Raw genomic sequence first — 20,117 nt, 5'->3', positions numbered from 1 at the left:
CATGGTCGATGTGCGCTACGACATAGCCTTTCAGCTTTATCCATACGCACCTGTTGCGGCGCAGAGGCTGCCAGCGCAACGGCACCCGGTTGTCGTCGTTGGTGGCGGTCCCGTGGGCATGGCCCTTGCCCTTGATCTTGGGCGCAAGGGGACACCGGTTCTGGTCCTGGATGACCATGAAGGGGTCGGGCAGGGCAGCCGTGCCATCTGCTTTGCCAAGCGCACACTTGAGATTGCCAATCGATTGGGCGCCGGTCAGCGCATGATCGACAAGGGCATTGTGTGGAATGTGGGCAAGGTGTTTCACGGCGACGACCGAGTCTTCCAGTTCAATTTGCAGCCTGAAGATGGACATCGCTGCCCGGCCTTCATCAATCTGCAACAACCATACTTTGAAAAGTTCCTCGTGGAGGAGATCCGGGCCGCACAAGCCGAGGGCGCGCCGATTGAAATCCGTGGGCGCAATGCAGTCACTGCAACAAAACAGTATCGCGATCACGTTCTATTGGATGTCGATACGCCCGACGGACCCTACCAGATCGAAGCAGAATGGTTGATTGCCTGCGACGGTGCGCGCTCCCCGATCCGGGATATGATGGGGCTCAGCTTCGATGGTCGTGTGTTCGAGGACAACTTTCTGATCGCAGACGTCAAGATGACGGCAGATTTCCCGACCGAGCGGTGGTTCTGGTTCGAGCCGCCGTTCAAGGATGCAGGGCAATCGGCGCTGCTGCACAAGCAACCCGATGACATCTGGCGCATCGACTTCCAGCTTGGCTGGGACATCGACCGCGACAAGGAGTTGAAAGAGAAAAATGTCCGCGCCCGTGTTGATGCGATGCTCGGCGATGGTGCGGAATACGAGCTGGAATGGACGTCGATCTATACTTTCCAATGCAGACGTATGAACAAGTTCCGGCATGACCGCGTGATCTTTGCCGGGGACAGCGCACATCAGGTATCGCCGTTCGGCGCAAGGGGCGCAAATTCCGGGATACAGGACGCTGACAACCTCGCGTGGAAACTGGATCTGGTGCTACGCAATCTCGCGCCTGAAACCCTGCTCCACACTTACTCCGAAGAACGTGTGCATGGCGCGGATGAGAACATCCTGAATTCGACCCGGGCGACGGATTTTCTGACGCCGAAAAGTGAGATGAGTAAAACGTTTCGAAACGCTATACTCGAACTTGCCAAGGTGCACAGCTTTGCCCGCCCCATGGTCAATTCCGGGCGTTTGTCGGTGCCTTGTGTCTATGACGGCTTGTCGCTGAATGGGCCGGATTTGCTTGATGGACCGGATCGAACACGTGTCGGCGCGCCTTGCGTTGATGCGCCCTTGGCGCAGGGTTTTCTGCTCGACCAATTGACCGGGGGGTTCACCCTGCTTGCGATCAACACAGAGGCGCCGGTGCTGTCCGATGTTGATGGCATTCTGGTTACGATGCTTGAGCTTACGACGGATGCGGCAGACCCGTCGGGTGCCTTGCGTGAACGGTATCTGGGCGCGGAGGACAGCGCCGTCTACCTTATCCGACCCGACCAACATGTTGCGGCACGATGGCCGGTTGCGGATGCGGTTACCGTTTCGGATGCGTTTCGAACTGCTGTTGGAAAGGGTGCATGCGCATGACGCTTAATCTCTGTCCCAACATTCCCGATCCCGATGGGTTCTACGATGAGTTGCTGGCAGCTCACCAAGGCTTAAGCAAGGAGGAAAGCGAAGCGTTCAACGCACGCCTGATCCTTGTCCTTGCGAACCATATCGGCGAGCGCTCTGTTCTGACGGAAGCCCTGAAGGCCGCGCGGACGCGATGATGGGCTTGGTGCCTTTTGGAAGCTTTGATAGGGTCATGCCGAGCTCACGCTTGAAGGCGTTGCGACGAGGCAAGGTCAGACTAAAACCCTTGCCCCATGCAAAGGGCTTATCGGTACGTCCAAGCGGATTTGATGATAAGGCAAGCCTTCTATGGCCGAAAGTTCCCAAGTCGACAAGGCGCGTCAGGTACTCACCATAAATGCCTTGAAAGTGGGAGGTGTGGGCGACGTGGAACCTATGTTGAAGCCGCTATTGCAAGTTGGGGTGTTTTCCCAGTTCCAGCGCAATCTGTTGCTTAACAATTTGTCTCACCGCGGAGGGTGACAGCGCTGTTTGTTGAAGCGCTAAAATGCCCATCAAACCGTCGATCAACGCAGAAATCCGCCAAGCAGCGGTTACGGGGGCATCACATTTTCCCTGCTCAGCGTCTACGCAGCGTTTGATCAAATCCGCGATGACAGCATGCCAACGCATGTGTCCGTCTCGGATGATTTCTGCAAGTTCGTCATCACGCCGAGCTTCCTCGATGGCATCAAGCCAGAGGCCCCAAAACTGGTCGTCGGGATCCGAGATCATCCAATCCACAAAATGTTGGGTGAGGCGCTCTACAGGAACCTCGGCCATTGATGCTTCAAGCTCCGATATTTCCTTGAAAATAAATGTTCTTACGACTTCTGCACGCAACTCCGCCCAGGTTTTGAAGTAGTGGTGTAGCAGGCCAGATCCCACATCAAGGTGACGTGTGACGTCGCGGGTGGCGGTGCCTGACAGGCCGTTTTGCAGAATGACCTGATACGCGCCCTCCACGATCTGCAAACGGCGTTCCTGACCTGACAAACGTTGCACATTTTTCTCCCAGCACCTTGAAACTGCTTTGCAACTTGAGCATCTGCTCAATTGAGCGGTTGCTCAAGTTCAGGAGGATCCAAAGTGACGCATGATGTCAAGGTTGTGGTCGTCGGCGGTGGCGCCGCAGGGCTGGCCGCTGCCGCAGAACTCGAACGATTGGGTGTGTCCTGTCAGGTTCTTGAGGCGCAGTCACGTCTGGGTGGTCGGGTACATACCTGTGCGCGGGACGGGGACACGTTGTTCGAGCGCGGCGCACAGACGATCAACGGCGACATGAGCGCTGTTCTGGAATTGGCGGAAGAGGCTGGTCTGCATGTATCGCCCATTCCAGCGACCGGCAAAGATCTGTGTCTCGTGAACGGAGAAGTTCTGCCCAGAGACGAGTATGTGTCGGCACATGAAGTCGAGGAACTGCTCTACGACGCCATCCGGTCATGGTCTTCGCCGGGTGATGCGGTGCGGTCGTTTCGATCTCTGTTTCATTGGTGGACCAGCCCATGGGACGATTTTGGAGAAGCGCGGCGCGGTCTGCAGTTCGTCACTACGCGCGATGCACCACCAAAGGGCAGCCTTGGCGCTGCCATTCGACAGCTTCTTCTCCACCCGGAAGAGGAAGCCTTGATCAGAACGATGTTTGCCGAGCAGTTTGGCGCTAACCCGGATATCATCAACGGCGTCGCCGTACGCCGGTTGTTCGACGCTTACGCCTCGGATCGTGGCGAGCTTGAGTTCCAATTTCCCGCTGGCATGTCCTCGATCATATCGGGGCTTGCTGCAAAGCTTTCGCAGCGACCTGAGTTGAACACCGCCATCACCGGCATTTCCGCCGAAGGCAACGGTCTGTACATCACGACAAAGGATCGGCAATGGCGGGCTGCGCGTGCCATCGTTGCCGTTCCGCCCTCAGTGGCGCAACACGTGGCCATTGATGTCGGCGACGACGATCGTCTTGTTCGGCTGCTATTGGCCTTTGCACCCGGGGATATCATTAAGTCGACGCTGGTCTATGATCGACCCTTTTGGCGCAGCAAAGGATTGAGCGGTTCGATCACGTTCGACGCGCCCATGGGCCTCGAAGTCCGGGACACAAGTTACGAGACAGGTGGCGTGTCCCAACTCACCGCTTTCCTTGGCGGCCCCGAAGCGCGCTACCGTGCCAATTTTTGCAAAGGCAAGCGTGAGGACCTGCTGCTCCAAGACCTCTCTGCGGTCTTGGGTAAGGCCGCATCGCGCCCAATTGAAGTGCACGAGGCAGTCTGGGTCGATGAGAAATGGAGCGGCGGCGGTTACAATGGGTACATAAGAAACGGGCACCCGTCTGACGCGGCAAGACAACTCGCTGATTGGCAAGGTCTGGTGAAATTTGCCGGAGCTGAGCTGGACGACACATTCGCGGGCCATGTGGAGGGCGCCATTCGCAGCGGTCGCAAAGCAGCAGCGGCCGTTGCGGCGGATTTGGGGATGATCCAGTCGTGAGCCAGCGCCTCGTTGAAGGCGTTAAGTCTTTGGCGAACATGCCCTCTGATCAATGCCGCTCTTTTTCACAAGAGCCCAGGTATTCGGCTTCGGCACATAGCGGCAATACGTAATTCGACAGGACCTTGATGGCATGAACAAGAAAGAGCGTTCCAGACTAGCGATCATCATCGCCATAGCCGTCGCTATCTTTGTCGCTGTTTTGGGCGGCGATTGACATGAAAGACGCTCTGCCACATCGCTTGCGCGCTGCCGCACCAGGCGACGTTCAGCCAGGCAAGGCCGATCAAGACTGGTTGGCACCGCTGACCGTTGCTTTGAAGCCTGCGAATGAGATCGGCGAGATACTCATGATCCATGGCTTGGGCTGCACCGGATCGGTTTGGGGGGCGATGCAGGCTCATTTGGCAGCGCGCGGTATGACATGTCTCGCACCAACGCTGCTTGAGATGCTCCGACCGCGCAGCCCTTCGGTGCGGACTGCGCCTGAGATCGGTTTCCCCGATTTTGTCGAAGAGGCACGGACGTTTTGTCGGATATCGACGTCCCGCACAGGTTTGCCACCGGTTGTTATCGGTCACTCGATGGGAGGCCTGATCGCACAGGTTCTTGCGGTGGAGGGTCTTTGCAGCAAGGCCGTGTTCCTGGCGCCTGCACCGCCGAAAGCGATCAGAAACAGATCGGTCGGAATGCTCTGGTGCTTTGCCAACGTGCTTTTTTCAGGCGATGAAACGCGCTACCACAGGGCTTGGCGTACGGGTGCCAAGCATGTGCTTTTCCATCGGTTGCCAACACCGCAGCAGGATCGAGCCCACGCACAGATGGTATTCGAGCCGGGCAAGCTTTTCGCGGACATGGCCAACGGCATTGAGGTCCGGGCAAAAGACTTGCGCATACCAACGCTTACGGTCGCCGCCCGCAGGGATCGTGCCGTGCCTGCCAGAGTTGTCGGGTGTATCACTGACTATTATTCCCGCGCACCCCAGCCGACGACTCTGAAGATTTACGATCAACATGGGCACTGGCTTTTGGACGAACCGGACAGCGCGCAGCTGTTTGATGATGTTGCGGATTGGATCGAAATACCTATGAAAATGAACATGAATGAGGCCGCATGGGTGAAGTCAGTCGCACGTCAGGTCGGTAAAGTCTGAACTGCTTTCCCGATACCAACGTGCGTGTACTGCCTGTTGGCTTAGTGGCCTCGGAAAGCGATTGGGGACGATCCGCAGGTTAGACTGGTGCAAAGCGCGTCCTTCAGAAAGCTGGTCGAAGCTCCACTGTAAGATGCGGTAGGTGGCTCTGTGCTTAAACCCGATTTCAGGGTTCACCTCTTGCCACCAATGACCTAATCGCTGATGCAAGATCGCCTTTGCGCCAGATGGGCGGGGCATTATCTGTCAACCGAACATCGTGTACACCACAGGCCGGTTTCGGGATTTGCCCGACCTCAGGAGAGAGCCCAATGCCGACGAATGCAGCCACCAATGCCGCGCGCTTGTCCGTTGCGCCGATGATGGATTGGACAGATCGGCATTGCCGTTACCTGCATCGACAACTGAGCGCACATGCGCTGCTCTACACAGAGATGGTGACTTCACCAGCCTTGGTACGGGGCCGCGCCATTCATCTTTTGGATCATGATCCGGCAGAACATCCTGTTGCTCTGCAACTTGGGGGCTCTGACCCGACCGAGCTTGCACAGGCGGCACGTCTCGGGGCTGCGGTCGGGTATGACGAGATCAATCTGAACTGCGGCTGCCCGTCCGACAGGGTGCAGTCGGGAACCTTTGGCGCGGTCCTTATGCGGAACCCCGCAACGGTCGCGGCTTGTGTGGCGGAAATGCGTGCTGCGGTCGACGTGCCCGTAACCGTAAAGTGTCGCATCGGCGTCGATGACCAGGACCCCGAGGAGGTTTTGCCCGAATTCCTCGCGCGCATAGTGGCTGCGGGCTGCGAGCGGGTTACGATCCACGCCCGCAAGGCTTGGCTCAAGGGGCTTAGCCCAAAAGAAAATCGCGACATTCCTCCGCTGGATTACGATCTTGTGCAGCGGATGAAGGGGCTTTTTCCCAATTTGCACATCTCAATAAATGGTGGGATCACGTCGCTCGAGCAGGCCGAGGCGTTGCTGGCCAGTGGCCTTGATGGTGTGATGATCGGGCGGGCGGCCTATCACCAACCAACAGACATTCTGGCGCAGGCAGATCGCAGGGTCTTCGGCTCCGGCACGGATACCTCTGCCGAAGACGTCGTGGCTGCGATGTTGCCATATATCGAAGCGCATCTGACCGCCGGTGGGCGGCTGCATCAGATCACCCGGCATATGCTGGGTCTTTTTGCGGGGCGTCCAGGTGCGCGCGGCTGGCGCCGTGTGCTGAGCGAGGGCGCCACACGCGACGGTGCGGGCCCCGAAGTTGTGGACGCGGCGCTCGCCCACGTGACGGCACTGGCCCCTGACGCCAAAGCGGTGTAGCACCACGCGACGTTGCGTGGGGTGCCTGATGCCGGACACAGTTCTACTTATCCAGATGTCACTGGTCCTTGCGGGCATAGGGGCGTTCGCTGGCGTATTGGCCGGCCTTCTCGGCGTCGGCGGCGGCATCGTGCTTGTTCCTGCGTTCTTTTATGCCTTTCAAACGCTTGGATATGACGGGCCCGACCTGATGCAGATGTGTTTGGCCACGTCGCTTGCGACCATTATTGTGACATCTGTCCGTTCAGTGATGAGCCACAACAAAAAGGGTGCTGTCGATTGGGACATCCTCAAAGGGTGGGCGCCCGGCATCGTGATCGGGGCAGTGCTTGGCATGCTTCTTGTTGCGCAATTGCGGTCAACGACGCTGCAAGCCATCTTCGGCATCCTCGCCCTTGTCGTTGGGCTCTACATGGGCCTTGGTCGGGCAAGCTGGCGTGTTGGACCAGCCATGCCCAAGGGCGTTGGCCGTGCCGCGCTGTCACCTGCGATGGGCTTTTTGTCTGTCCTCATGGGCATCGGCGGTGGCAGCTTCGGTGTTCCCATGATGAGCCTGTTTTCCGTCCCGATCCACCGTGCTGTCGCGACCGCTGCGGGTTTTGGTGTGCTGATCGCGGTTCCGTCGGTCATAGGCTTCCTTCTCGTCGGGGTCGAAGGGCCTGTGCCGCCGATGACCATTGGTGCGGTCAATCTGATCGCCTTTGGGATCATCATCGCGATGACGCTGATCACCGCGCCTTGGGGTGTCAAGCTGGCGCATGCGATGGATCCTGGCCCGCTCAAGCGGGTCTTTGCGGTCTTCCTCGTGCTGGTCGCACTCAACATGCTGCGCAAGGTTGTCCTGGGATGATGTCGCGCGACGGGTTTGTGGTTTTCGACCACGATCCGCGCACAGCGCATTGGGCCGAGGTTGCGCGGACAACTGCGACACGGCTGGCGCAAGATCCGAAAACAAGGGCCGCCAACCTGCGACACGGAAAGACGTGGTTCGTGGGCGTCGATCTCTTGCCGAATGATGCGCAGGGGAGCGTCGATGGCGTGCCGCTCGAGGGCCCGTGGCAGGCGCATGTGCCCGATCTTCCGCTTCATGCCGCACAGGTGTCCATTGTCTATCCCGGCTATCCCATGCGCGACCCGGATCAGAGCGAGGCCAACCACCGTTTTCGCCAGACCCGTATGGCGGCCCATGTGGACGGTCTCCTGCCCGAAGGGCCAGAACGCCGTCGGTTCCCGCGTGAATGTCACGCCTATATCTTGGGCCTGCCCTTGAACGAAGCCACGGCGTCACCAACCGTTGTCTGGTCGGGCAGCCATGTCATCATGCAGGCTGCGCTGGCTGATGCCGTCGCAGACGAGGACCCCCGAAAGGTCGACGTGACCGATATCTACCAAGCCGCACGGCGCACCGTGTTCGAAAAGTGCGCGCCGGTTCCAATCTGTGCACGTCCTGGACAGTCCTTCCTGATCCATCGTTTCGCCTTGCACGGAACACAGCCCTGGGACGGGCCGGATGGCGATGGACGTATGATTGCGTTTTTCCGACCAGAGTTCACGGATGCGCGCCAATGGCTCACCGCACCCTGACATCGCCTCAACCGCACGCAGCTATCGTTTAAGGCGTGCAGCTCGTCCGCCGCGGCGGCCTTTTGGTGCTGCCTCGCGCTGAGGCAGCTCATCCATGATAGCGCGGCGTTCTTCCGGGCTCATGCGGCTCCAGCCGCCAATCTCGTCGATGGAGCGTGCGCAACCTGTGCACAGCCGTGTCTCGGGATGGATCACGCAAATCTGGACGCACGGGCTCTCGATCTCGTTGCGCTTCCAGACTGCTGAACGGGGAACGTCGGTCATGCCTGCCTCTTCATTGCTGCCAGCCTATCCAGCAGGCCCTGCAAGATATAACCGGCAGCCACGTGATCAATGACCTCCGCGCGACGTTTACGTGTCGTATCCGCCTCAAGCAGCGCTTTTTCCGCAGCCACCGTGCTTAGCCGTTCATCCCAGAAGGTGATGGGGCCGTCCCAAAGCCGTTCGAAGTTACGCGCAAAGGCGCGGGTGGACTGGCAGCGCGGTCCCTCGGTCCCGTCCATGTTGCGGGGCAGGCCAAGGACAAGGCCGCCCACGCGCCGTTCGGCGAGGATGTCCTGCAGCCGCGCAGCATCGACGCCGAACTTCTTGCGGCGCACCGTTTCAAGGGGTGTGGCGACGGACCAGAACGTATCAGAGACTGCGACGCCAATGGTCTTGTCGCCCAGGTCCAGACCCACAAGCGCTTGCAGCGGGGGCAAGGCAGCCAGAAAAGCGTCCGTATCGTCCGTGATCATTCGAGGCCCACGCGGTCGGCCACTTCGCTCAGGATGTCAGCCGCCCGCGGGTCGTCGCCGAAAACGTCGCGCGCATTGATCAGAATTGCACGGGCCTGATCCATCTGGCCAAGCACACCCAAGGCCGAAATCAGCTGTGCCCAATCCTCGACAGGTCCGCCCTCGGTCGCGAGCCTGTCGGACAGGCCGGACACCATGCCCTGGATCATCTCCATCCGCTCTGACGGGCTCAGGTCTTGGGCTGCTTCGATCTGGGCAGCGTCCGGACCGCGGCCCGTGCCAATCGCGGGCAACGCATAGTTCACCCCGGCGCGCATCGCGATATCCTCAATTTGTGCAGAAACGGGGCCAATCCAAGGGGCGTCCGCGGGTCCTTCGCGCAGCAACTGGTCCCAGATGCGCAGCGCCGTATCCGGGCGCCCGGTCTGGGAATTCATCAGCCCATAATAGTAGCGGGCGGGACCATCGGTAGGGTCCATGGACAGCACGCGCTCCAGCACATTTTCCGCTTCGGGCGAAACATATCCGCCCGCGGCAAGGATCAACAGGTCGGCATATTCGGAAAAGTCGGTTGCCGTCGCATCAGGCCCTTTCAACTGGATCACCTTTGCCTTCGCGGCATGGGCTGCGGCAAAGTTGCCCAATCGTCCTTCGGCCCGGCTGAGCAGTTCGTGACCCTCTATGTCGTTCGGGCGCGTCGTGATGGCTTGCCTCAGACGCTCGACCAAGGCCACGTAATCCGGGTTTTCGTTCACTGGTGCAGATTGTTCCCCGACGCTCGCCTCGGCGTTTGCCTGGCTTGGGCGTTCTTCGCGCAGAAGCTGGGCCGTTTCTATCCGGTCGGCGAGCGCCAGATCTCCATAGCCCGGCGCACCCAATTCATTGTAGATGAAGTAAGACCCAACGACGATTGCGCCGACGGTAAGGGCCAGCGAAATGTATCCGCCCGAGCCATCCAGCTTCTGTTCCTGCTTTTGCAGTTGTGCATCAGCGGCCAAAATGCGCCGTGATACTTCGGCGCGCACCCGGTCTGCATCAGCTTCCGAGACCACGCCGCGCGCCAGGTCGCGGTCCACCTCGCGCAACTGGTCACGATATACATCCAGATCATAGGCCGCTGGGGGGCGGTCTCCGACCGAGCCGCGCAGCATTGCACGGGCCAGCATTGCTATTGCTGCAAGTGTCAAAAGAGCGGTGACGGTCCAGAAATACATGCGCCTCACATCCAAGCCTTCACGTCATGTAACCCCTGCATGCGCCACGCAAAAGGGGCCATGTCTGGCCCGTGATGTCGCAGCATGGGAACCCGTGTCGCAAATCCGCCAAAAAGCGACGCGCGTGCGGTCCCTTTTCCTGCACGTAAAGGCGATTAAGACGTCAGACATCCGCATCGCGATTCCAGGGTTCGGGACGGCCGCATATGAAACGATACTCCGCCTTTGCTATCGCTCGAGAGGCTGCCCGTTACCACACCGGTTGGGAACGAGCCTGGCGCGCGCCCGAGCCGAAGAAGAAGTATGATGTGATCATCGTCGGCGCAGGCGGGCATGGCCTGGCGACGGCGTACTATCTGGGCAAGAATTTCGGCATCACCGATGTCGCCATCCTTGAAAAAGGCTGGCTCGGTGGTGGCAACACTGGCCGCAACACGACGATCATTCGCTCGAATTATCTTCAGGACCCCTCGGCCGCCATCTACGAAAAGGCGCGCAGCCTGTATGAGACGATGAGCCAGGATTTGAACTACAACGTCATGTTCAGCCCCCGCGGCGTCATCATGCTGGCCCAGACCCATCACGAGGTGCGCGGCTACCAACGCACCGCCCATGCCAATGCGCTGCAAGGGGTCAAGACCGAGTTCATCGGCCCCGAAAAGGTCAAGGAACTCGTGCCGATCATCCGCCTTGAAGGCCCGCGCTATCCCGTCCTCGGTGGTCTGTGGCAAGCGCGTGGCGGCACCGCCCGTCACGATGCCGTGGCCTGGGGCTACGCACGCGCATGTTCTGACATGGGCATGGACGTGATCCAGAAATGCGAAGTTACGGCAATCCGCCGCGACGGCGACAAGGTCGTGGGTGTCGATACGTCCAAGGGACCTATCGATTGCGACAAGCTCGGCATCGTGGTGGCAGGTCACTCTGGCCATCTGGCAGATATGGCGGGCTTCCGTCTGCCCATTGAATCCGTCGCGCTGCAAGCGCTGGTGTCTGAGCCGATCAAACCCTGCATGGACGTGGTGGTAATGGCCAACACGGTCCACGGTTACATGAGCCAGTCCGACAAGGGCGAGATGGTCATCGGCGGCGGCACCGACGGCTACAACAACTACACCCAGCGCGGTTCTTTCCACCATATCGAGGAAACGGTGCGCGCTCTGATCGAAACCTTCCCGATGATCTCTCGGCTCAAGATGCTGCGGCAATGGGGTGGGATTGTAGATGTGACGGGTGATCGCTCGCCGATTCTGTCGAAAACGCCCATCGACGGAGTGTTCATTAACTGCGGGTGGGGTACCGGTGGGTTCAAGGCGATCCCGGGATCGGGCTGGGCCATGGCTGAACTCATGGCAAAGGGGCGGTCGCCGCTGACGGACGAGTTTGGCCTCAACCGTTTCCGCGAGGGCCGTTTCATCGACGAAAGCGTGGCGGCGGGAGTAGCGCATTGAACGCATCCGTATTCCTTGCCGCTGGCAGGTCGAAACTGCTTTTCCGGAACCAACCTGCGAAAGACGACGTTTCCCTTCCGACTAACAGATCGAAAGGAGCCGACACATGTCGTCGACAGACCAAGCAGGTACGAACCATACAACCACGAATTCCGGGGGCAAGGCAGAGCTTGCCTTTGTGGTCGGTATCCTTGTCGTTGTCGTGGCTGTTCTGGCCTACGCCGTGTTCTCGGGCGAAGGTGCATCCGGCGATGACGTCAGCATCACCATCGAAGGAGCAGGAGCAGCAATCGAAGGGGCGGGTTCCGCACTCGAAGATGCCGCAAATGCTGTCGAAGGTGCTGCATCGGGCGAAGGGAACTAAGCCAACAAGCAAGTCCATTCTTTCGGGCACAGGGTCTCTCCCTGGCCCGCATCAGACGCACGGGTCACTCGTGCGTCTTTTTGCCTTCCCCGGCAGCAGAACCAAAGGCAATCAGGCTTGCGACGTCCACTTCGCGCCCGCCTCGCGCCTCGAGCCGCTTGGCGGCGGCACGGCGTTCCAGCAGAAACATGACAACCGCGCCCACGGCGATTGCGCCAAAGACCAGAATGGCGCCCGTTGTGTGATCCATGATGACCTCCTGTCAACTTTAGTTGACAGTGGCACAGAATTGCCGGTCAGGTCACGCAAAATCACCAAACCGGCGGAACGTGGCCGCCTAATTTCCGTGAAACCGGCTGCCATCGGCCCGTTTTGGATCCTTTCCGGCGCTCCCATTGCACAGACTGGTCCCCGTGATGACATGAAGCTCCAGAAAATGGAGGCTTACCCATGTCAGACTATCCAAACCCGAATATCCATCGTGGCGACGGCGTGTCGGGCCACGGGCTGCTTATCTCCTTTGCGGTCATCGTGGCGGTTGTCGCCCTGCTGGCCCTCCTCGGCTCTGTCGGGTCCGGCGGGCGCGAAGGTGCACCGACACCGGACGCCATCGCGCCGACTGCCATCGACTCGACAGGTGCTGCAGGCATGGCGGTACCAACCGAATAACTCCTCCCCACGTATTCGGACCGCACAGGGCGGGCGTCTTCGGACGTCCGCCTTTTGCGTGTCCGCTCATCAAACCGGAGCGCGCGCATGTTGATACTGACTTGCCCCTATTGCGGCGTAACCGCCGAAGAAACTGAGTTCCACGCAGGCGGCGAAGCGCATCTGAAACGCTTCGGCCCGGGATCATCGGATGAGGATTTCGAAACCTACCTGTTCATGCGCGAAAATCCCAAGGGCGTGCATTTCGAACGCTGGCGGCACGTCTATGGATGCGGCAAGTGGTTCCATGCGGCGCGCTGCACGACAACGCTTGAAGTGTTCGGGACGTATTCGGCACAGGTCACTGAACCGCCGCAAGAGATCCTCGACACTATATCCGAAAAGCGCCCCGGCTGGGCGTGGAGGGACCTCGCATAATGTTTCTTCTGACTGAAAATACGACTGCCCTCTGCCCGACAGGTGGCTTTGCCACCGCAAGGGGAGGCTCCTACGCTCGCCGCGGCGATGAGGCCCGCACATGAGCACACGTCTTGCGACAGGCGGCCGCCTTCTGAACAAGGAAAAGGCGGTGCGTTTCACCTTCAATGGCCAGCAGATGCGCGGGTTCGAGGGCGACACGCTCGCCTCGGCCCTGCTTGCAAATGATCAGATGCTTGTGGGCCGGTCCTTCAAATACCACCGCCCGCGCGGCATTGTCGCGGCTGGTGCTGAAGAACCGAACGCCCTTGTGAACCTTGGCGTCGAGGGGAAGTTCGAACCCAACCAGCGCGCCACTACGACCGAGCTGTTTGAAGGGCTGCTCGCCACCTCGCAGAACCACTGGCCCAGCCTTGAATTCGATGTGGGCGTGATCAATGCCAAACTGGCGCGCTTCATGCCAGCGGGCTTTTACTACAAGATGTTTATCCACCCGCGCCCATTGTGGAAACATCTCTACGAACCCTTCATCCGGCAGGCTGCCGGGCTGGGACAAGCGCCCAAGGGGCGAGATGCGGACACCTACGAGCATTTTCATGCGTTCTGCGATGTTCTGGTGATCGGCGGCGGCATTGCTGGTCTCTTGGCCGCGCGCTCAGCGGCTCAGGCGGGTGCGCGTGTCCTAATCCTCGAACAGACGGCCCATTGGGGCGGTCGTGCGCCCGTTGACAGCGGCGGAATTGACGGCAAGCCTGTGGATAAGACCGTGGACGAATTGGTGTCAGAACTGTCTGACATGCCGAATGTCACGATGCGCACACGCACGATGGGGGCGGGGGTTTACGACCACGGTTACGTTCTCGGTTACGAGCGTCTGACAGATCACGCGCCCGAAACAGATGGCCCGCGTCACCGCCTATGGCGTATCCGGGCCGGACACATCATCACGGCGACCGGCGCTATCGAACGTCCCCTGTCCTTTGCGGGCAACGATGTTCCGGGTGTCATGCTGGCCTCTGCTGTGCGCGACTATGTTGTGAACTACGGTGTCAGCCCCGGCGACCGCACAGTCATTGTCACCAACAATGACGACGCATACCGCACTGCAATAGCTTTGAAAGCCGCGGGACTGGACGTTCCGGTCATTCTGGACGCGCGTGTCCTACCGGCGGACAGCCCGCTAATGGCCGAAGCGAAAGCTGCGGGCATTCGCGTGATGATGGGCCACGGCGTTGCCAAGGTTCTGGGGGGCAAACGTGTCACCGGCGTCGCTGTCTGTTTGCAGGCAGGCGAAGGGGCCGTACGGGAAGAATTCGCTTGCGATGCGGTCGCGATGTCAGGCGGCTGGTCCCCGGTCGTCCACCTATGGTCGCATTGCGGCGGCAAGCTGCTCTGGGACAACGATTTCGCCATGTTCCGCCCCGATGTGGATAAAGCACCGACGGGGGCCGATGGTGCGGCCTTCGTCAGCCCGGCCGGTGCCGCCAACGGTCATTTCGGTCTGACCGAGATCGTCGGAGACGCGCACGCCATGGGTCATGCCGCAGCACGTGCGACCGGGTACGAGGTCACACCCAAACCTGCACCCGATGCCACCAGCTTTGAAGAGGCGCCATTGGCACCTGTCTGGCTCATGCCACAGGGGGCAGGGGCTCCGCTGCGCAGCAAGGCATGGCTCGACTATCAGAACGACGTCAAAGTGTCGGATGTGCAGCTTGCCGCGCAAGAAGGGTTCGAAAGCGTCGAACACGCGAAGCGTTACACAACGCTCGGCATGGCGACGGACCAGGGCAAGCTTAGCAATATCAACGGGCTTGCGATCTTGTCGGGCGCCTTGAACCAGCCGATCCCGCAGACCGGCACGACCACCTTCCGCCCGCCCTACACGCCCATTTCGATGGGCGCCATCGCGGGCGAGGCACGGGGTAAGGTGTTCCAACCCGTCCGCCGGACCCCCATGCACGCCTGGCACGATGAAAACGGCGCAAACTGGGAACCAGTGGGCCATTGGCGACGTCCGTATGCCTATGTGCGCAGCGGCGAAAGCGTCCACGACGCGGTGATGCGCGAGACTAAGAATGTGCGTGAAAATCTCGGCCTGCTCGATGCCTCCACCCTTGGCAAACTCATCGTGAAGGGGCCGGACGCGGGCAAATTTCTCGACCTGCTCTACACCAACATGATGAGCACGTTGAAGCCAGGCAAATGTCGTTACGGCCTGATGTGCAGCGAAAACGGTTTCCTGATCGACGACGGCGTCGTGGCTCGGATCGACGAAGAGACCTTCCTCTGCCACACTACCACCGGCGGGGCCGAGCGCATCCATCAGCACATAGAGGAATGGCTGCAGACCGAATGGTGGGACATGCAGGTCTATGTCGCCAACGTCACCGAACAATATGCACAGATTGCCGTGGTTGGCCCCAATGCCCGCAAGGCGCTCGAAGCGTTGGGCGGCATGGACGTGTCTGCCGAAACGCTCGGTTTTATGGAATGGGCCGATGGCACGCTTGGCGGCTTTAAGGTTCGGGTCTACCGCATCTCGTTCTCGGGCGAATTGAGCTATGAAATCGCTGTCAAAGCTTCCGAAGGGCAGGCGTTCTGGGACGCGCTCATGACTGTCGGCGATGCGCTGGCTGTCATGCCCTACGGCACCGAAGCGCTGCACATTCTGCGCGCCGAAAAAGGGTTCATCATGATCGGTGACGAAACCGACGGCACCGTCATTCCCCAGGACCTCGGCCTGCACTGGGCGCTGTCCAAGAAGAAGGACGACTATCTCGGCAAACGGGCGCAAGAGCGCACACACATGACCGACCCGGAGCGGTGGCGGCTTGTCGGGCTCGAAACCGTCGATGGCTCCGTCCTGCCGGATGGGGCCTATGCCATGGCCGATGGCGCAAATGAAAACGGTCAACGCACCATGCAGGGGCGTGTGACTTCCTCTTACCACTCCCCGAACCTGAACCGAGGTATCGCGATGGGCCTTGTGCTGCACGGGCCAGAGCGCATGGGCGAAGTGGTTGCGTTCCCCGGCACTGACGGGACCACTTATCAAGCCAAGATCGTGAGCCCGGTCTTTTACGATCCCGAAGGGGAGAAGCAGAATGTCTAACCCCTTAAGCGCATTGAACGGTGCCACATGGTCTGATGGAATTGCTTCGGTCGTCGAAGTGCCGATGCAGGGCATGATCACCCTGCGCGGCGATCTGAGCGATCCAGTTATCAAAGCGGCAGCCACAGCGGTGGCAAGCGTTGATGTGCCGGGGCAGGGTCATGCGAACTGCGACGACAGTCGCGGCATTTGCTGGATGTCACCCGATGAGCTTTTGGTGCTCTGCTCCTATGAAGATGTCGCGGCCAACTTGGAAAAGATGCAGTCGACACTCGACGGAGTGCACAGCCTTTGCGTGGATGTGTCCGATGCGCGTGCAGTTTTTGAGGTCTCAGGCCCATACGCCCGCGAGGTTTTGGCCAAGCTGGCGCCGGTTGATCTGGCTCCCGATCAGTTCACCAAGGGGATGTTCCGACGCACCCGAATGGCACAAGTGCCTGCGGCCTTCTGGCTGCAGGATACGGATTGCTTCCGCATCATCTGTTTTCGCAGCCACGCCCAGTACGTCTTTGACCTGCTGACAGTCGCCGCGCAAAAGGGCAGCGCCGTCGATCTTTTCTAGATTTGCGTGAATTATTTCTTGAGCTTGCATGCTTTGTCGCGCATCAGCGTCAGACAACTAAGCTCGAGGGAACAGAAATGAAACGCTTTCTTTTAGCATGCGCTGTAGTGTGTGGTTTTAGCACACCGGCCCTTGCGCTCGACTTGGTGTGTAATGTCCGAGATACCGGTGATGGCTTCATATCACCGGTTATTGTCTTTCGCTTTCCCGACAATGGCGGAAAGACTGAAGTCTTCGACGTGTTCATTCGGGAAGTTTATGAAAAGCCTATTCCGGCACGGGTACGTCAACGGCGAGATGGATCATATGTTTTGACATGGCGCATCAGTAACTTGCCTGCGCGTCCACGTCCTGCAACCATCGGGTATCGGGCGGTGTTGAATGCGCAACGCAACACGGTGCAAGTCACCGGATCGCTGCGTGGCGTGACGAACTCGATCAATGGACGTGGACAATGTGCGCCGGGCCGGTTTGACGGATAGGCAAATTCGGCCCCTTTCGCCTTGAACTTGCTCACCTGCGCACAATCTGTCAGGCACAACCTCGAAATACTTGAAAGGGGCCCCGCATGGCTTTTGAACTTCCTGACCTTCCCTACGCTCATGACGCACTTGCGTCCAAAGGCATGTCAAAAGAGACGCTGGAATACCACCACGACCTGCACCACAACGCCTATGTAACCAACGGCAACAAGGCGATTGAAGGCACCGAGTGGGAGGGCAAGTCGCTCGAAGAGATCATCGTTGGTACCTATGACGCGAGTGCTGTGGCGCAGAATGGCATCTTCAACAACATCAGCCAGTTGTGGAACCATAATCAATTCTGGGAAATGATGGGGCCTGGTGACAGCGCAATGCCCGGTGAGTTGGAAGCGGCACTGACCGAGAGCTTCGGCTCGGTCGACAAGTTCAAGGATGAGTTTTCCGCCGCCGGTGCGGGCCAGTTCGGGTCTGGCTGGGCGTGGCTGGTCAAGGACAAGGACGGCAGCCTGAAGGTGACCAAGACCGAAAACGGTGTGAACCCGCTATGCTTCGGTCAAACGGCTCTGCTCGGCTGCGATGTGTGGGAACATTCCTACTACATCGATTTCCGGAACAAACGCCCGGCCTACCTGACCAACTTCCTGGACAACCTGGTGAACTGGGAAAACGTCGCCAGCCGTATGTGATCGGTCTGGCCGCCCAATGCGGCTTTGTGGGGGCTGGCAGCTTTGTTGCCGGCCCTTTTCATTTGTGTTTGATGGAACGAAGAGGCCAGGTTGAAGCGACGTCGGGCATCACGAGGATCGCTTTTTGCGGATTGATCCCGTTACAGCCGGTGCCTAACCCAGTTCCGCCAGTGCCTCAGCAGCTCCATCGACAACTGAGTAGTAGTCCAGCAGTGATTTGTCGGCGAACCCCTTTGTCACCACGTGCTGCAAAAGGTCGACCAGCGGGTCCCAATACCCTTCGACATTCATCAGAACGACCTGCTTCTCATGCAAACCAAGTTGCCGCCATGTCAGCACCTCGAACAACTCGTCCAGCGATCCGGCTCCGCCGGGCATGACGACGACAGCGTCGCAGTTCATGAACATGACCTTTTTGCGTTCGTGCATGGTCTCGGTCACGACATAGCGGGTCAGGTCAGTTTTTCCGACCTCCCAGTCGACCAGGTGGCGGGGGATCACACCGAACGTATCGCCGCCCTCGGCTTGTGCGGCACGGGCGACCGACCCCATCAGGCCGACGTCCCCTGCGCCGTAGACCAGCCGCCAGCCGCGTGCCGCGATGCCTGCGCCGAGGGCCTCCGCCTCGGTGCTGAAGGTGGGCGATGCGCCCGAGCGGGACCCGCAATAGACGCAAACAGACAGATGGGACATGTGGTGCTCCTGTAACGGACGCGCGAAAGTGATGGTTTTGTGACGCCCTCATTTTGACCGCTATAGCGCCGCCTGTTATGCAAGCGCAACGAAACCGGGAAAACCGGTGCGGTGGAGAGGGTCTACATGTCCAAATGGGCGGCATTTGCCGGGTTGAACGGTGCCCTTGTGGGTACGGTGGCGGTTGTGATTGCAGCCGCCATTGGCGCTGGCCTTTACATCAACGCAAACCAGCAGACGCCGACTCTGGTTCAACCGGCGGAGGTCGCGACCGCACCGCAAGTTGCTGCCGTTGAACCGAAGGCCGAGGCAGCCCCGGACGTCGCGGTTCCGCTTGATCCCCCTTCGATTGACGAGGTGCGCGTTGAACCGGACGGGCTGACGGTCATTGCGGGCCGTGCGGCACCGGGCAGCAAGGTCTCCGTCCTGCTTGATGGCGCTGAAAACACCGAGACGACCACGGATGACAGCGGCAGCTTTGCTGCAATCACCATCCTTCCGCCCAGCCCGAAGGCGCAGGTGCTTACGGTTGTGCAGCGCGTCGGCGTCGATGAAATCGCATCGGTGGATGAGGTGATCCTGGCCCCACAAGCCCAGCCCGAACCGCTGGAACCGGAAGTCGTGGCCGAAGCGCCAGCCGAAACCGCGCCAGAAACTGAGACTGCGGACAATGCACCCGTTACGCGCGCTTCTGAAGAGGTGCCAACTGCGCAGGCTGCAGTGGAACCCCAAGGCGCGGAAACGACCGTCGTGGAAACAGCCCCGAACGATGCCGCTTCGGAAGACATAGCCGCAACGACTGAGGCAGACTTGGCAGAGCAGGACGAAGGTTTGCCTGACACAGTACAGCCGTCTGAGCCGGAAGCAGTGGCTGCCGCAGATGTCGCGACGCCGGCCCCCGTCACTCCGGTTGAAAGCGCAGAGGCAAGCGCGGCGCAGCAAGTCACAGTCCTGAAATCCACCGAAGATGGGGTGGAGGTGCTCGGCAACACACCGCCAGACGCCCTCGACAATATCGCTCTCGACAGCATCAGCTATTCCGCAGCAGGCGACGTTGAACTTGCAGGCCGTGCGCAACCGCAAGCAGATACCGTCCGGGTCTACGTGAACAACACGCCTGTGGCGGATCTTGATGTAACGGCGGACGGCCGCTGGAACGGCGCATTGCCCCAGATCGACACCGGCACTTACACATTGCGGGTGGACGAGCTGGACGCCGAAGGCGAAGTCACCAGCCGCGTCGAAACCCCTTTCCGCCGAGAAGACCCCGAGGTGTTGGCGCAGACGGATGACGTAGACAGCCCCGCTAAGCAGATCACTGTACAGGCCGGCAACACGCTCTGGGCCATCGCCCGCGACCGTTATGGCGAGGGCACGCTCTATGTTCAGGTATTCGAAGCGAACCGCGACCGCATCCGCGATCCCGATCTGATCTTTCCGGGCCAGGTGTTTGCGCTTCCCAACTGATGCCAAATGGGCGGCTGCGCTGGCAACTCGTCTCTTCCTGCCTTAGATAGTGGCCC

The 20,117-nt window shown here is 59.8% G+C and carries 22 protein-coding genes; 16 read left to right on the top strand and 6 right to left on the bottom strand.

The window, feature by feature from the left end:
- The first annotated feature begins 1 nt into the window (after position 1).
- Positions 2–1,633 carry an FAD-dependent oxidoreductase gene (locus tag RA29_RS05750; RefSeq protein WP_039683653.1) on the top strand — a complete coding sequence of 544 codons (1,632 nt, stop codon included), beginning with the start codon at positions 2–4 and terminating at the stop codon, positions 1,631–1,633.
- Positions 1,630–1,818: a DUF2783 domain-containing protein gene (locus RA29_RS05745; RefSeq protein ID WP_039684058.1), complete on the top strand. Its 189-nt coding sequence runs from the start codon at positions 1,630–1,632 to the stop codon at positions 1,816–1,818. Before RA29_RS05750 ends, RA29_RS05745 begins: the two co-directional genes overlap by 4 nt.
- 250 nt (positions 1,819–2,068) lie before the next feature.
- On the opposite strand, the gene RA29_RS05740 is transcribed toward RA29_RS05745, so the two are convergent.
- Positions 2,069–2,665 (bottom strand): TetR family transcriptional regulator C-terminal domain-containing protein, encoded by a 597-nt coding sequence (locus tag RA29_RS05740; protein ID WP_193743471.1) that lies wholly within the window; start codon positions 2,663–2,665, stop codon positions 2,069–2,071.
- Between the two features lie 84 nt (positions 2,666–2,749).
- Here RA29_RS05740 and RA29_RS05735 point away from each other — a divergent pair, with 84 nt between their 5' ends.
- The 5 genes from RA29_RS05735 to RA29_RS05715 all read left to right on the top strand — a co-directional run bounded on the left by RA29_RS05735 (position 2,750) and on the right by RA29_RS05715 (position 8,204).
- Positions 2,750–4,144 (top strand): NAD(P)/FAD-dependent oxidoreductase, encoded by a 1,395-nt coding sequence (locus tag RA29_RS05735; protein ID WP_039683650.1) that lies wholly within the window; start codon positions 2,750–2,752, stop codon positions 4,142–4,144.
- Positions 4,145–4,362: 218 nt separating this feature from the next.
- Complete coding sequence (locus RA29_RS05730) at positions 4,363–5,298, top strand: alpha/beta fold hydrolase (protein WP_039683648.1); 936 nt, start codon at positions 4,363–4,365, stop codon at positions 5,296–5,298.
- Positions 5,299–5,609: 311 nt separating this feature from the next.
- On the top strand, positions 5,610–6,620 hold the full coding sequence (gene dusA / locus RA29_RS05725; protein WP_039683647.1) for a tRNA dihydrouridine(20/20a) synthase DusA: 1,011 nt from the start codon (positions 5,610–5,612) through the stop codon (positions 6,618–6,620).
- Between the two features lie 28 nt (positions 6,621–6,648).
- Positions 6,649–7,470 (top strand): sulfite exporter TauE/SafE family protein, encoded by an 822-nt coding sequence (locus RA29_RS05720; RefSeq protein WP_039683645.1) that lies wholly within the window; start codon positions 6,649–6,651, stop codon positions 7,468–7,470.
- Positions 7,467–8,204: a hypothetical protein gene (locus tag RA29_RS05715; protein WP_039683643.1), complete on the top strand. Its 738-nt coding sequence runs from the start codon at positions 7,467–7,469 to the stop codon at positions 8,202–8,204. Before RA29_RS05720 ends, RA29_RS05715 begins: the two co-directional genes overlap by 4 nt.
- A 21-nt stretch (positions 8,205–8,225) precedes the next feature.
- Here the strand turns inward: RA29_RS05715 and RA29_RS22350 are convergent, their stop codons facing one another.
- The 3 genes from RA29_RS22350 to ccmI are packed head-to-tail and all read right to left on the bottom strand — an operon-like array spanning position 8,226 to position 10,155.
- Positions 8,226–8,468: a DUF1289 domain-containing protein gene (locus tag RA29_RS22350; protein ID WP_082029442.1), complete on the bottom strand. Its 243-nt coding sequence runs from the start codon at positions 8,466–8,468 to the stop codon at positions 8,226–8,228.
- Positions 8,465–8,941, bottom strand: coding sequence for a Holliday junction resolvase RuvX (gene ruvX, locus RA29_RS05710; protein ID WP_039683641.1), 477 nt, complete (start codon positions 8,939–8,941; stop codon positions 8,465–8,467). Before ruvX ends, RA29_RS22350 begins: the two co-directional genes overlap by 4 nt.
- Entirely contained in the window at positions 8,938–10,155 is a 1,218-nt protein-coding gene (gene ccmI, locus RA29_RS05705; RefSeq protein ID WP_039683639.1) for a c-type cytochrome biogenesis protein CcmI, read from the bottom strand. Before ccmI ends, ruvX begins: the two co-directional genes overlap by 4 nt.
- Positions 10,156–10,361: 206 nt before the next feature.
- On the opposite strand from ccmI, the gene RA29_RS05700 reads away from it, so the two are divergent.
- Complete coding sequence (locus tag RA29_RS05700; RefSeq protein ID WP_039683637.1) at positions 10,362–11,606, top strand: sarcosine oxidase subunit beta family protein; 1,245 nt, start codon at positions 10,362–10,364, stop codon at positions 11,604–11,606.
- Between the two features lie 106 nt (positions 11,607–11,712).
- Complete coding sequence (locus RA29_RS05695) at positions 11,713–11,970, top strand: hypothetical protein (protein WP_039683635.1); 258 nt, start codon at positions 11,713–11,715, stop codon at positions 11,968–11,970.
- Between the two features lie 64 nt (positions 11,971–12,034).
- Here RA29_RS05695 and RA29_RS05690 read toward each other — a convergent pair whose 3' ends face one another.
- The gene (locus RA29_RS05690; protein WP_039683634.1) at positions 12,035–12,220 is read right to left on the bottom strand and encodes a hypothetical protein; all 186 of its coding nucleotides are present in this window, start codon (positions 12,218–12,220) and stop codon (positions 12,035–12,037) included.
- A 200-nt stretch (positions 12,221–12,420) separates the two neighbouring features.
- Between RA29_RS05690 and RA29_RS05685 the strand changes: the two genes are divergently transcribed.
- From RA29_RS05685 to RA29_RS05665, 6 genes are all read left to right on the top strand, one after another.
- Positions 12,421–12,639 carry a hypothetical protein gene (locus RA29_RS05685; protein ID WP_039683631.1) on the top strand — a complete coding sequence of 73 codons (219 nt, stop codon included), beginning with the start codon at positions 12,421–12,423 and terminating at the stop codon, positions 12,637–12,639.
- Between the two features lie 87 nt (positions 12,640–12,726).
- A complete protein-coding gene (locus RA29_RS05680; protein ID WP_039683629.1) occupies positions 12,727–13,056 on the top strand; it encodes a sarcosine oxidase subunit delta in 330 nt (109 codons plus the stop codon).
- A gap of 100 nt (positions 13,057–13,156) precedes the next feature.
- Positions 13,157–16,171 (top strand): sarcosine oxidase subunit alpha family protein, encoded by a 3,015-nt coding sequence (locus RA29_RS05675; RefSeq protein WP_039683627.1) that lies wholly within the window; start codon positions 13,157–13,159, stop codon positions 16,169–16,171.
- Positions 16,164–16,733, top strand: coding sequence for a sarcosine oxidase subunit gamma family protein (locus RA29_RS05670; protein ID WP_039683626.1), 570 nt, complete (start codon positions 16,164–16,166; stop codon positions 16,731–16,733). Before RA29_RS05675 ends, RA29_RS05670 begins: the two co-directional genes overlap by 8 nt.
- 77 nt (positions 16,734–16,810) lie before the next feature.
- Positions 16,811–17,215 (top strand): hypothetical protein, encoded by a 405-nt coding sequence (locus RA29_RS22770; protein WP_152612937.1) that lies wholly within the window; start codon positions 16,811–16,813, stop codon positions 17,213–17,215.
- Positions 17,216–17,301: 86 nt separating this feature from the next.
- Positions 17,302–17,901, top strand: coding sequence for a superoxide dismutase (locus RA29_RS05665; protein ID WP_039683624.1), 600 nt, complete (start codon positions 17,302–17,304; stop codon positions 17,899–17,901).
- A 153-nt stretch (positions 17,902–18,054) separates the two neighbouring features.
- Here the strand turns inward: RA29_RS05665 and RA29_RS05660 are convergent, their stop codons facing one another.
- On the bottom strand, positions 18,055–18,594 hold the full coding sequence (locus RA29_RS05660) for a TIGR00730 family Rossman fold protein (protein ID WP_039683622.1): 540 nt from the start codon (positions 18,592–18,594) through the stop codon (positions 18,055–18,057).
- A 126-nt stretch (positions 18,595–18,720) separates the two neighbouring features.
- Between RA29_RS05660 and RA29_RS05655 the strand changes: the two genes are divergently transcribed.
- Positions 18,721–20,061, top strand: coding sequence for a LysM peptidoglycan-binding domain-containing protein (locus tag RA29_RS05655; protein ID WP_082029455.1), 1,341 nt, complete (start codon positions 18,721–18,723; stop codon positions 20,059–20,061).
- The last annotated feature ends 56 nt before the right edge of the window (positions 20,062–20,117 follow it).

Source organism: Tateyamaria sp. ANG-S1 (assembly GCF_000814025.1).
GTDB lineage: Bacteria > Pseudomonadota > Alphaproteobacteria > Rhodobacterales > Rhodobacteraceae > Tateyamaria.
The sequence above is the reverse complement of the archived record's forward strand: the minus strand, read 5'-3'. Positions and strand labels throughout refer to the sequence as shown.

What these genes read in the sequence shown, in the direction of transcription:
- RA29_RS05750 (WP_039683653.1), top strand. Translation starts at nt 2, where the DNA reads ATGGTCGATGTGCGCTACGACATAGCCTTTCAGCTTTATCCATACGCA.
- RA29_RS05745 (WP_039684058.1), top strand. Translation starts at nt 1,630, where the DNA reads ATGACGCTTAATCTCTGTCCCAACATTCCCGATCCCGATGGGTTCTAC.
- RA29_RS05730 (WP_039683648.1), top strand. Translation starts at nt 4,363, where the DNA reads ATGAAAGACGCTCTGCCACATCGCTTGCGCGCTGCCGCACCAGGCGAC.
- dusA (WP_039683647.1), top strand. Translation starts at nt 5,610, where the DNA reads ATGCCGACGAATGCAGCCACCAATGCCGCGCGCTTGTCCGTTGCGCCG.
- RA29_RS05720 (WP_039683645.1), top strand. Translation starts at nt 6,649, where the DNA reads ATGCCGGACACAGTTCTACTTATCCAGATGTCACTGGTCCTTGCGGGC.
- RA29_RS05715 (WP_039683643.1), top strand. Translation starts at nt 7,467, where the DNA reads ATGATGTCGCGCGACGGGTTTGTGGTTTTCGACCACGATCCGCGCACA.
- RA29_RS22350 (WP_082029442.1), bottom strand. Translation starts at nt 8,468, where the DNA reads ATGACCGACGTTCCCCGTTCAGCAGTCTGGAAGCGCAACGAGATCGAG.
- ruvX (WP_039683641.1), bottom strand. Translation starts at nt 8,941, where the DNA reads ATGATCACGGACGATACGGACGCTTTTCTGGCTGCCTTGCCCCCGCTG.
- ccmI (WP_039683639.1), bottom strand. Translation starts at nt 10,155, where the DNA reads ATGTATTTCTGGACCGTCACCGCTCTTTTGACACTTGCAGCAATAGCA.
- RA29_RS05700 (WP_039683637.1), top strand. Translation starts at nt 10,362, where the DNA reads ATGAAACGATACTCCGCCTTTGCTATCGCTCGAGAGGCTGCCCGTTAC.
- RA29_RS05695 (WP_039683635.1), top strand. Translation starts at nt 11,713, where the DNA reads ATGTCGTCGACAGACCAAGCAGGTACGAACCATACAACCACGAATTCC.
- RA29_RS05690 (WP_039683634.1), bottom strand. Translation starts at nt 12,220, where the DNA reads ATGGATCACACAACGGGCGCCATTCTGGTCTTTGGCGCAATCGCCGTG.
- RA29_RS05685 (WP_039683631.1), top strand. Translation starts at nt 12,421, where the DNA reads ATGTCAGACTATCCAAACCCGAATATCCATCGTGGCGACGGCGTGTCG.
- RA29_RS05680 (WP_039683629.1), top strand. Translation starts at nt 12,727, where the DNA reads ATGTTGATACTGACTTGCCCCTATTGCGGCGTAACCGCCGAAGAAACT.
- RA29_RS05675 (WP_039683627.1), top strand. Translation starts at nt 13,157, where the DNA reads ATGAGCACACGTCTTGCGACAGGCGGCCGCCTTCTGAACAAGGAAAAG.
- RA29_RS05670 (WP_039683626.1), top strand. Translation starts at nt 16,164, where the DNA reads ATGTCTAACCCCTTAAGCGCATTGAACGGTGCCACATGGTCTGATGGA.
- RA29_RS22770 (WP_152612937.1), top strand. Translation starts at nt 16,811, where the DNA reads ATGAAACGCTTTCTTTTAGCATGCGCTGTAGTGTGTGGTTTTAGCACA.
- RA29_RS05665 (WP_039683624.1), top strand. Translation starts at nt 17,302, where the DNA reads ATGGCTTTTGAACTTCCTGACCTTCCCTACGCTCATGACGCACTTGCG.
- RA29_RS05660 (WP_039683622.1), bottom strand. Translation starts at nt 18,594, where the DNA reads ATGTCCCATCTGTCTGTTTGCGTCTATTGCGGGTCCCGCTCGGGCGCA.
- RA29_RS05655 (WP_082029455.1), top strand. Translation starts at nt 18,721, where the DNA reads ATGTCCAAATGGGCGGCATTTGCCGGGTTGAACGGTGCCCTTGTGGGT.